2 rRNA genes are annotated in these 3,174 nt (G+C 52.9%); both read left to right on the plus strand.

Annotated elements, in window-relative coordinates:
* Positions 1 to 2,843, plus strand: a 23S ribosomal RNA gene (locus IMZ29_RS22250); the annotation flags it as partial.
* 191 nt (positions 2,844 to 3,034) lie between these two features.
* A 5S ribosomal RNA gene (rrf, locus tag IMZ29_RS22255) occupies positions 3,035 to 3,147 on the plus strand.
* Positions 3,148 to 3,174 lie beyond the last annotated feature (27 nt).

Genomic DNA, 3,174 nt, shown 5'->3' on the forward strand with positions numbered 1-3,174 from the left:
CAGGCGATGAAGGACGTTGTAGCCTGCGAAAAGCTGCGGGGAGCTGGCAAACAAGCTTTGATCCGCAGATATCCGAATGGGGAAACCCACACCTTCGGGTGTATCCCTGACTGAATACATAGGTCAGTGGAAGCGAACCGGGAGAACTGAAACATCTAAGTACCCCGAGGAAAAGAAATCAACCGAGATTCCGAAAGTAGTGGCGAGCGAAATCGGATCAGCCTGCATGATTTAGCATCTTTGATAGTCGAACGGATTGGAAACTCCGGCCATAGCAGGTGATAGCCCTGTAGACGAAATCATCGATGTGGAACTAGGCATGCGACAAGTAGGGCGGGACACGTGAAATCCTGTCTGAAGATGGGGGGACCATCCTCCAAGGCTAAATACTCGTGATCGACCGATAGTGAACCAGTACCGTGAGGGAAAGGCGAAAAGAACCCCGGAAGGGGAGTGAAATAGATCCTGAAACCGTATGCATACAAACAGTAGGAGCCTCCTTGTGGGGTGACTGCGTACCTTTTGTATAATGGGTCAGCGACTTACATTCAGTGGCAAGCTTAACCGAATAGGGAAGGCGTAGCGAAAGCGAGTCCGAATAGGGCGTTCAGTCGCTGGGTGTAGACCCGAAACCAAGCGATCTATCCATGGCCAGGTTGAAGGCACGGTAACACGTGCTGGAGGACCGAACCCACTAACGTTGAAAAGTTAGGGGATGAGCTGTGGATAGGGGTGAAAGGCTAAACAAGCTTGGAAATAGCTGGTTCTCCCCGAAAACTATTTAGGTAGTGCCTCAAGTATTACTGCAGGGGGTAGAGCACTGTTATGGCTAGGGGGTCATGGCGACTTACCAAACCATGGCAAACTCCGAATACCTGCAAGTACAGCTTGGGAGACAGAGCACCGGGTGCTAACGTCCGGACTCAAGAGGGAAACAACCCAGACCGCCAGCTAAGGTCCCCAAATATTGCTAAGTGGGAAACGAAGTGGGAAGGCATAGACAGTCAGGAAGTTGGCTTAGAAGCAGCCATCTTTTAAAGAAAGCGTAATAGCTCACTGATCGAGTCGTCCTGCGCGGAAGATGTAACGGGGCTAAGCAATATACCGAAGCTGCGGATGCACCGCTTTAGCGGTGTGTGGTAGGGGAGCGTTCTGTAAGCCTGCGAAGGTGGCTTGTAAAGGCTGCTGGAGGTATCAGAAGTGCGAATGCTGACATGAGTAGCGATAAAGGGGGTGAAAAGCCCCCTCGCCGTAAGTCCAAGGTTTCCTGCGCAACGTTCATCGGCGCAGGGTGAGTCGGCCCCTAAGGCGAGGCAGAAATGCGTAGCTGATGGGAAACTGGTTAATATTCCAGTACCGTCGTACAGTGCGATGGGGGGACGGATCGCGGAAAGTCATCAGGGTGTTGGAAGTCCCTGTTTCTGTATCGAAGATGGCGCTTCAGGCAAATCCGGGCGCGTAATTCAAGGGTATGGACCGAGCGAGCATGTCTCGCGAAGTGACTGGAAGTGGTTCCAAGAAAAGCCTCTAAGCTTCAGCTGTACGAGACCGTACCGCAAACCGACACAGGTGGACGGGATGAGTATTCTAAGGCGCTTGAGAGAACTCGGGAGAAGGAACTCGGCAAATTGATACCGTAACTTCGGGATAAGGTATGCCCTTGTAGCGTGAAGCCCCTGCGGGCCTAGCGTGAAGGGGTCTCAGAGAATCGGTGGCTGCGACTGTTTAATAAAAACACAGCACTCTGCAAACACGAAAGTGGACGTATAGGGTGTGACGCCTGCCCGGTGCCGGAAGGTTAAGTGATGGGGTGCAAGCTCTTGATCGAAGCCCCGGTAAACGGCGGCCGTAACTATAACGGTCCTAAGGTAGCGAAATTCCTTGTCGGGTAAGTTCCGACCTGCACGAATGGCGTAACGATGGCCACACTGTCTCCTCCCGAGACTCAGCGAAGTTGAAATGTTTGTGATGATGCAATCTACCCGCGGCTAGACGGAAAGACCCCATGAACCTTTACTGTAGCTTTACATTGGATTGTGAATCGGCTTGTGTAGGATAGGTGGGAGGCGTTGAAGCGTGGTCGCTAGATCGCGTGGAGCCAACCTTGAAATACCACCCTGGCTTGTTTGCGGTTCTAACCTGGGTCCGTTATCCGGATCGGGGACAGTGTATGGTGGGCAGTTTGACTGGGGCGGTCTCCTCCCAAAGTGTAACGGAGGAGTTCGAAGGTACGCTAGGTACGGTCGGAAATCGTGCTGATAGTGCAATGGCATAAGCGTGCTTAACTGTGAGACTGACAAGTCGAACAGGTGCGAAAGCAGGACATAGTGATCCGGTGGTTCTGAATGGAAGGGCCATCGCTCAACGGATAAAAGGTACTCTGGGGATAACAGGCTGATACCGCCCAAGAGTTCATATCGACGGCGGTGTTTGGCACCTCGATGTCGGCTCATCACATCCTGGGGCTGTAGCCGGTCCCAAGGGTATGGCTGTTCGCCATTTAAAGTGGTACGTGAGCTGGGTTTAAAACGTCGTGAGACAGTTTGGTCCCTATCTGCCGTGGGCGTTGGATACTTGATGGAGCCTGCTCCTAGTACGAGAGGACCGGAGTGGACGTACCTCTGGTGTACCGGTTGTCATGCCAATGGCATTGCCGGGTAGCTATGTACGGAAGAGATAACCGCTGAAGGCATCTAAGCGGGAAACTCGTCTAAAGATAAGGTATCCCTCAGGCCTTGAGCCTGCTAAAGGGTCGTTCGAGACCAGGACGTTGATAGGCTGGGTGTGTAAGTGCAGTAATGCATTGAGCTAACCAGTACTAATTGCCCGTGCGGCTTGATCCTATAACCCTGATGGTTGTAGCGTGAGTGCCCGCTCTGCCAAGCAGAGCCCTGCAATCACCCCTCGTGAATCCACGATACACACACAATACTTAGGGCTTGCGTGATCCGCAGCACACGCTGCAGACACGATAGCCACTGCTTCTTTCCAAATTGGCTGGTGCGCTCCAAAAGCGCGCCGGCGACAAGTTACGCTTGACGACCATAGCGAGGTGGTCCCACGCCTTCCCATCCCGAACAGGACTGTGAAACGCCTTTGCGCCGATGATAGTGGACGGACGTCTGTGAAAGTAGGTCATCGTCAGGCATTTATTCCCATGAAGCCCCGTATCCG

This window comes from Verticiella alkaliphila (assembly GCF_018904615.1).
Classification (GTDB): domain Bacteria; phylum Pseudomonadota; class Gammaproteobacteria; order Burkholderiales; family Burkholderiaceae_B; genus Verticiella; species Verticiella alkaliphila.